The sequence below is a fragment of the Erwinia sp. 1181_3 genome (genome assembly GCF_052824965.1).
Genome location: NZ_VTDE01000018.1, coordinates 21,768 through 28,857, shown reverse-complemented (window position 1 = coordinate 28,857; position 7,090 = coordinate 21,768). Strand labels below are relative to the sequence as shown.

The 7,090-nt window shown below is 54.0% G+C and carries 7 protein-coding genes; 2 read left to right on the top strand and 5 right to left on the bottom strand.

Annotated elements, in window-relative coordinates:
- Window positions 1-289 precede the first annotated feature (289 nt).
- A complete protein-coding gene (gene purH / locus FY046_RS23215) occupies window positions 290-1,879 on the top strand; it encodes a bifunctional phosphoribosylaminoimidazolecarboxamide formyltransferase/IMP cyclohydrolase (protein WP_159338613.1) in 1,590 nt (529 codons plus the stop codon).
- A 14-nt stretch (window positions 1,880-1,893) separates the two neighbouring features.
- Window positions 1,894-3,174, top strand: a complete 1,281-nt coding sequence (purD, locus tag FY046_RS23210) for a phosphoribosylamine--glycine ligase (protein WP_133846985.1) — start codon at window positions 1,894-1,896, stop codon at window positions 3,172-3,174.
- 74 nt (window positions 3,175-3,248) lie between these two features.
- On the opposite strand, the gene FY046_RS23205 is transcribed toward purD, so the two are convergent.
- From FY046_RS23205 to hemE, 5 genes are all read right to left on the bottom strand, one after another.
- Window positions 3,249-3,875 carry a DUF1481 domain-containing protein gene (locus tag FY046_RS23205; RefSeq protein WP_420361232.1) on the bottom strand — a complete coding sequence of 209 codons (627 nt, stop codon included), beginning with the start codon at window positions 3,873-3,875 and terminating at the stop codon, window positions 3,249-3,251.
- 220 nt (window positions 3,876-4,095) lie between these two features.
- Window positions 4,096-4,368 (bottom strand): nucleoid-associated protein HU-alpha, encoded by a 273-nt coding sequence (gene hupA / locus FY046_RS23200; protein ID WP_133846987.1) that lies wholly within the window; start codon window positions 4,366-4,368, stop codon window positions 4,096-4,098.
- Window positions 4,369-4,556: 188 nt separating this feature from the next.
- A complete protein-coding gene (locus FY046_RS23195) occupies window positions 4,557-5,147 on the bottom strand; it encodes a YjaG family protein (protein WP_133846988.1) in 591 nt (196 codons plus the stop codon).
- A 62-nt stretch (window positions 5,148-5,209) separates the two neighbouring features.
- Entirely contained in the window at window positions 5,210-5,875 is a 666-nt protein-coding gene (gene nfi / locus FY046_RS23190; RefSeq protein WP_159338611.1) for a deoxyribonuclease V, read from the bottom strand.
- Window positions 5,876-5,891: 16 nt separating this feature from the next.
- The gene (gene hemE, locus FY046_RS23185) at window positions 5,892-6,959 is read right to left on the bottom strand and encodes a uroporphyrinogen decarboxylase (protein WP_133846990.1); all 1,068 of its coding nucleotides are present in this window, start codon (window positions 6,957-6,959) and stop codon (window positions 5,892-5,894) included.
- Window positions 6,960-7,090 lie beyond the last annotated feature (131 nt).

Sequence of the window (7,090 nt, the reverse complement as noted above, 5' to 3'; positions counted from 1 at the left end):
CTCGACGGGTGACAAGGGCTAATTTGCGATAATTTGACTGTTTGCTGCAATCCCCAGCAAAACCCCTCCTTATACCCGCTTATGCACAAACTTATCCACATTCGTCGTATGACCACAATTTTGACGAGCATCGCGCAATCGTTTTCGCTACAATGCCCGCGCGTAACGGAAGCCCCTTCAGGGGCGTTACATGAACCTTACTCTCTGTTTTCTTCCTATATAGAAGAAAGAGAAAGTCTAAGCTTCATATAACGCTCTTTATATGCGATCCAAAGCCAAGGGATAAATCATGCAACAACGTCGTCCTATACGCCGCGCGCTGCTCAGCGTGTCTGATAAAGCCGGTATCCTCGAATTCGCTCAGGCGCTTTCTCAACGTGGCGTCGAGCTGCTCTCCACTGGCGGCACTGCACGCATGCTGGCAGATGCCGGCCTGCCTGTTACTGAAGTGTCTGACTACACCGGTTTCCCGGAAATGATGGATGGACGCGTCAAAACGCTGCACCCGAAAGTGCATGGTGGCATTTTAGGACGCCGCGGTCAGGATGATGCCATCATGGCTGAACACAGCATCTCACCGATTGATATGGTCGTCGTTAACCTCTATCCATTTGCCGAAACCGTTGCCCGTGAAGGTTGTTCGCTGGAAGATGCGGTTGAGAACATCGATATCGGTGGCCCAACCATGGTGCGCTCCGCCGCCAAGAACCACAAAGACGTGGCGATTGTGGTCAAGAGCAGTGACTATCAGGCCATCGTTGCCGAACTGGATGCCAACGATAACTCCCTGACGCTGTCCACACGTTTCGATCTGGCGATTAAAGCCTTCGAACACACCGCCGCCTATGACAGCATGATCGCCAACTACTTCGGTAGCCTGGTTCCTGCTTATCACGGTGACTCCACTGAACCTTCCGGTCGCTTCCCTCGGACTCTTAATCTGAACTTCATTAAGAAGCAGGATATGCGTTACGGTGAGAACAGCCATCAGGATGCTGCCTTCTATATAGAAGAGAATGTTAGCGAGGCTTCTGTCGCAACAGCACAGCAGGTCCAGGGCAAGGCACTCTCTTATAACAACATCGCCGATACCGATGCGGCGCTGGAGTGTGTGAAAGAGTTTGACCAGCCAGCCTGCGTCATCGTCAAGCATGCTAACCCCTGTGGCGTAGCAGTTGGCGGTTCAATTCTTGATGCCTACGAGCGCGCCTACAAAACTGACCCGACGTCTGCTTTCGGCGGCATTATTGCTTTCAACCGCGAGCTGGACGAAACCACTGCGCAGGCCATTATCAGCCGCCAGTTCGTTGAAGTGATTATCGCCCCTTCTGCGACTGAAGCCGCACTGAAAGTGACTGCCGCGAAACAGAACGTGCGTGTACTGACGTGCGGCCAGTGGCAGCAGCGTCAGGCCGGTCTGGACTTCAAACGTGTTAACGGTGGCTTGTTAGTACAGGATCGTGACCTCGGAATGGTAAACGAAAGCCAGCTGCGCGTGGTTAGCCAGCGTCAGCCTACCGAGCAGGAACTGCGTGATGCGCTGTTCTGCTGGAAAGTGGCGAAGTTCGTCAAGTCCAACGCCATCGTCTATGCACGTGACAATATGACCATCGGCATAGGCGCTGGCCAGATGAGCCGCGTTTACTCCGCCAAAATTGCCGGTATCAAAGCCGCCGATGAAGGTCTGGAAGTCAACGGCTCGTCTATGGCCTCCGATGCATTCTTCCCGTTCCGCGATGGGATCGATGCCGCTGCTGCGGTTGGCATCACCTGCGTGATCCAACCGGGTGGATCGATTCGTGATGATGAAGTGATCGCTGCCGCTGACGAACACGGCATTGCGATGATCTTCACCGACATGCGCCACTTCCGCCATTAATTACGGAGCTTCAGATGAAAATTTTAGTGATTGGTAATGGCGGCCGCGAACATGCGCTGGCCTGGAAAGCCGCTCAGTCTCCACTGGCTGATACCGTTTTTGTTGCTCCTGGTAATGCGGGCACCGCGCTGGAGCCTGCGTTACAAAACGTGGCGATCAGCCCGACAGATATTCCTGCCCTGCTGGCTTTTGCCCGCGATGAGAAGATCGATCTGACTATCGTTGGCCCGGAAGCACCGCTGGTCATCGGCGTAGTAGATGCGTTTCGCGCAGCCGGCCTGAAGATCTTTGGCCCAACCCAGGCCGCTGCACAGCTGGAAGGATCTAAAGCGTTCACGAAGGACTTCCTGGCACGCCACAAGATCCCAACCGGCGAATACCAGAACTTTACCGAGGTGGAGCCTGCTCTGGCTTACGTTCGTCTGAAAGGCGCACCGATTGTCATCAAGGCCGATGGTCTGGCGGCAGGTAAAGGTGTGATTGTGGCCATGACGTTGCAGGAAGCCGAAGACGCCATTCAGGATATGCTGGCAGGCAACGCTTTTGGCGATGCGGGTCACCGTATTGTGGTGGAAGAGTTCCTCGACGGCGAAGAAGCCAGCTTTATCGTGATGGTCGATGGCGAGAACGTGCTGCCAATGGCCACCAGCCAGGATCATAAACGCGTTGGTGATGGTGATACCGGGCCGAATACCGGTGGCATGGGCGCTTACTCTCCAGCCCCCGTGGTCACAGATGAAATCCACCAGCGTGTGATGGACGAAGTGATCTGGCCAACCGTACGCGGAATGGCGGGTGAAGGGAATGTTTATACCGGCTTCCTGTATGCAGGCCTGATGATCGATAAAAGTGGTCAGCCGAAAGTGATCGAATTCAACTGCCGCTTTGGCGATCCAGAAACTCAACCGATCATGCTGCGTCTGCAATCCGATCTGGTCGATCTTTGCCTGGCGGCCGTTGATGGCAAACTGAATGAAAAAGATTCAGTCTGGGATCCCCGTCCATCACTGGGTGTGGTGCTGGCCGCTGGCGGCTACCCGGGAGATTACGTTAACGGTGAGCAGATCCATGGCCTGCCTCTGGAAGAAGTGGCGGATGGCAAAGTGTTCCATGCTGGCACCACACTGCTGGACGAGCTGGTCGTGACCAATGGTGGCCGCGTTCTCTGCGTTACTGCGTTGGGCGAAGACGTTGCTGCAGCACAGAAACGTGCTTATGAGCTTGCCAAACCGATCTCATGGAAAGGGAGCTTCTGCCGTAAAGATATCGGTTACCGCGCGATAGACCGTAAATAACGCATCGAAGCGGATCGTCGATCCGCTTTGACCGATTCAGCATCAAGGCGATCAACGATCGCCTTTTTTTATGCTTAAAATCCCTCTTCTTTCGGTTCCGTCTTGCAGAAGTCACTGGCAGACACCAACAGCAGCTGCGTGCCTGCCGGAGCCTCCAGCCAGGCGATACTCACCGGGCCGGACGTGTCTCGCTGCTGACGAGCGATACGACCCAGCTCAGTCTGATCCAGCTCAGGTCGCACTGTTTTCCCCTGACAGGTGGTGATTGTGCCATCCTGTTGCCAGCTACCCTGCCTGAGCAATACATTCCCTGAGAGCAAATCATCACTGATTTTTAGCATCCGCTGGGCATCAAACTGATACAGCGCAATCTCATCCGCAGAGAGGGCTTCGCGCCGCCCGGACAACTGGCGTTGCATAAAGCTCAGGCTGCCGTCCTGGTCAAAGCGCAGCGTCACATCGTCAGGCTTATCACCGATAACATGACGTTCTACCGAAACCAGCTTGCCCTGCTGCCAGAGATAGTCGCTGGTTTCCGTAGCGGCACCATTAAACGGGGTATATACCGTCATCAGATGTGAAACCTGCTCGTGCTGGTTCTTACGCCAGATGCGCACCGTACCCCGATCGGCAAGATAGCCGCTGGCGGTAAAGTCCGGCAGATCAGAATGCGAACTACAGCCTGCTAACAGAATTAGCATGCCAAGAGAGAGTCGTTGGACTACAGAAGTCAGTTTCATGCGAAAAGAGTATCACAACAGCGCTAAAGCAGAAGAAACCGTTAGCGGGTAAACGGAGGTTTGTCGAGATATGGCGGAGGAGGAGCAGGCAGTGAAAGGATACGGAATGATCCACGCAGGGAGAGAGATAAACAAAAGGGGCGAATTCGCCCCCCTGTTTAAACTCTTCACCGTCAGACGATTACTTAACAGCGTCTTTCAGTGCTTTACCAGATACAAATGCCGGTACGTTTGCAGCGGCAATTTTGATCTCATTACCAGTCTGCGGGTTGCGGCCAGTACGCTCAGCACGGTGGTTAACTTTAAAGGTACCAAAACCAACCAGTTGTACAGCATCACCGTCTTTCAGAGACTCAGTAATCGCAGCCAGGGTGGATTCCAGAGCAGCTTTAGCCTGGGTCTTAGACAGGTCCGCTTTGTCCGCAATTACATCAATCAGTTGAGTCTTGTTCATAAGTTATCCTTACAGTGTATTTATCGCTTGCTAAGCATCAAGTGCGAGGGAAAAACCAGATTCTGGCACTCTCCTGCATACACGCACCGATAGCCACATTTTTCAGCCCCCCAAATGTAGACCAGACTGGGGGCGAATGTGAAGCCCAAAGGCGCTACAAATCAGGCCTGAAGTCACGTTTTGTCGCCTTACTGCTGAAAATTTATACCGATGTTACTAATACCGGATTCACGCAGGTCGGATCGTAACCCTTTTATCAGCTCCAGGTCCCTGTCCTCGCAGGCGGCGAGCAGGCGGAATATCTCCCACTGGATGTCCCATTCCTCTTCAACGGCAGGATTCACCTTCAGCTCTTCTTCGGTCATTTCGCGACCTGCCTGGGTCATTTCCAGCATCGCCACCGTCGTAATTGACGTCTCGCTCACGGCAATAGCATGGACCAGCGTTTCACCGCTCAAACGAGAATGCAGCAACTCGCTGAGCGCCACACAGGCATCAATTGCCGGGTAAACGCCATACAGATCGTAGTCGTCGGCTGAAGGGATCGCTTCTTCCAGTTTTTCCAGCTGGCTGTCAAAGTTCACTTTCGCGTCTTTCACCACCAGGGTTTCCCATAAAAGATCGAGAATACGGCGGTAAAGCTGGCCATCACCAAAACCGGTTTGCTGGCAAAATGCACGGTAGTTGGGCACCATGCGTTCACACAGACAAGCCATAAAAGTAACGTGCTGCCAGCTTTCCAGCTTTTCCAGCCGCAGATGAATCGGGTTACGTAACATATCGGGATCTCAGAATTAATGCACTTGCCGCAGTGTACCTGAAAAGCCACAGGGCAGCACGGTTAACCCCGGGACAGCGCGGTAAAAGCCGTGCGGCGCGAGGCAACAGCATCCGCCCAGCGCGTAGGCTCAGGCAGACGATAGCCCTGCAAACAACGCTGCACCCAGTCAAGTGCAGTTGCATGGCTTACGCGGTGTCCGGGAGAGATAAACAGAGGATTACAGCGAGCCTTGCTGCGCAGCACAAAGCCCAGCAACTCATCGTGGTCCATCAGAGGCTGGCAACTGCCCGGTTCTGCTGCCGGAGGTTCAAATTTTCCACACAGGCGTTTTTTCGCCACGCCAATCGTAGGGACGTCGACCAGCAGGCCAAAGTGGCTGGCCACACCAAGACGACGAGGATGAGCCACTCCGTGTCCATCAACGAATAACAGGTCGGGATGATTGGACAGTTGTTTCCACGCCGCTTGCAGAGCAGGTGTTTCACGAAATGACAGGAAACCGGGAATATAGGGCATCGTCGTAGCAACACGCGCCACCTGATGCTCAATAACCTGAAGTGAGGGATATTCCAGAATCACCAGGGCGGCGCGTGTCACCGCACCACTCTGTTCAAACCCCACATCTGCGCCACCAATCAGGCGGGGAGGCATTACATCAAAGTCATCCTGACATCTCACGTCCGCTGCACGCTGACGCTGCTCGTCACGTAATGCTGCAATATCCATATTTTCCCCTAACTGATTACTCCTGGTGGTAAGGACGTGAGAGCTTGTGCACTGCCTCGACGAACACACCGGCGTTTTCTGGTGGTACATCCTGATGAATACCGTGGCCAAGGTTGAACACATGCCCTTCGCCCTGACCAAAGCCCTCAAGAATGCCCGCCACTTCCTGCTCAATACGCTCAGGAGCGGCATACAACATCGATGGGTCCATATTGCCCTGCAACGCGACCTTATGGCCCACACGGCGACGTGCGTCGGCAATATCCGTTGTCCAGTCAAGGCCCAGCGCATCACAACCTGTTGCGGCCATCGCTTCCAGCCATTGCCCGCCACCTTTAGTAAACAAGGTAACGGGTACACGGCGCCCCTCATTTTCATGCAGCAAACCATCAACGATTTTGTGCATGTAGTGGAGCGAAAACTCCAGGTAGTCGCGTCCGGTCAATACGCCGCCCCAGGTGTCAAAAATCATCACTGACTGGGCACCTGCGCGGATCTGAGCATTGAGATACAGCGTGACACTGTCGGCCAGCTTATCCAGCATCAGATGCAGCGTTTTCGGCTCGGCGTACATCATCTTTTTCAGTTTGGTAAACGCTTTGCTGCTGCCGCCTTCCACCATATAGGTTGCCAGCGTCCACGGGCTGCCAGAAAACCCGATCAGCGGCACGTCGCCGTTGAGGTTTTTGCGGATGGTACGTACCGCATTCATCACATAACCCAGCTCCTGCTCCGGGTCAGGAACAGGCAATTTTTCAACGTCAGCGCGGCAGGTGACAGGAGAGGAAAAACGTGGGCCTTCACCTGCTTCAAAATACAGTCCCAGTCCCATCGCATCGGGAATGGTCAGGATATCGGAGAACAGGATCGCCGCATCCAGCGCATAACGCCGCAGAGGTTGCAGCGTAACTTCACAGGCCAGTTCCGCGTTTTTACACAGCGACATAAAGTCACCGGCTACAGCGCGAGTTGCTTTGTACTCCGGCAGATAACGTCCGGCCTGACGCATCATCCATACCGGGGTAACATCCACTGGCTGGCGCAGCAATGCGCGCAGATATCGATCGTTCTTCAGTTCACTCATCACGAGACTCTCTCACCATACAGGCTGCTAGTGTAACATTTATTGGAATTGACGATGATCGACCACTCGAAAAATTGAGCTAACCAGGCACACCCGCCCCTGAATGCATCGTGAACAACGACAGGGTAAAG

Coding starts and splice junctions, on each gene's coding strand:
- FY046_RS23205 (WP_420361232.1), bottom strand. CDS start 3,875: ATGCTAATTCTGTTAGCAGGCTGTAGTTCGCATTCTGATCTGCCGGAC.
- hupA (WP_133846987.1), bottom strand. CDS start 4,368: ATGAACAAGACTCAACTGATTGATGTAATTGCGGACAAAGCGGACCTG.
- nfi (WP_159338611.1), bottom strand. CDS start 5,875: ATGGATATTGCAGCATTACGTGACGAGCAGCGTCAGCGTGCAGCGGAC.
- FY046_RS23195 (WP_133846988.1), bottom strand. CDS start 5,147: ATGTTACGTAACCCGATTCATCTGCGGCTGGAAAAGCTGGAAAGCTGG.
- purH (WP_159338613.1), top strand. CDS start 290: ATGCAACAACGTCGTCCTATACGCCGCGCGCTGCTCAGCGTGTCTGAT.
- purD (WP_133846985.1), top strand. CDS start 1,894: ATGAAAATTTTAGTGATTGGTAATGGCGGCCGCGAACATGCGCTGGCC.
- hemE (WP_133846990.1), bottom strand. CDS start 6,959: ATGAGTGAACTGAAGAACGATCGATATCTGCGCGCATTGCTGCGCCAG.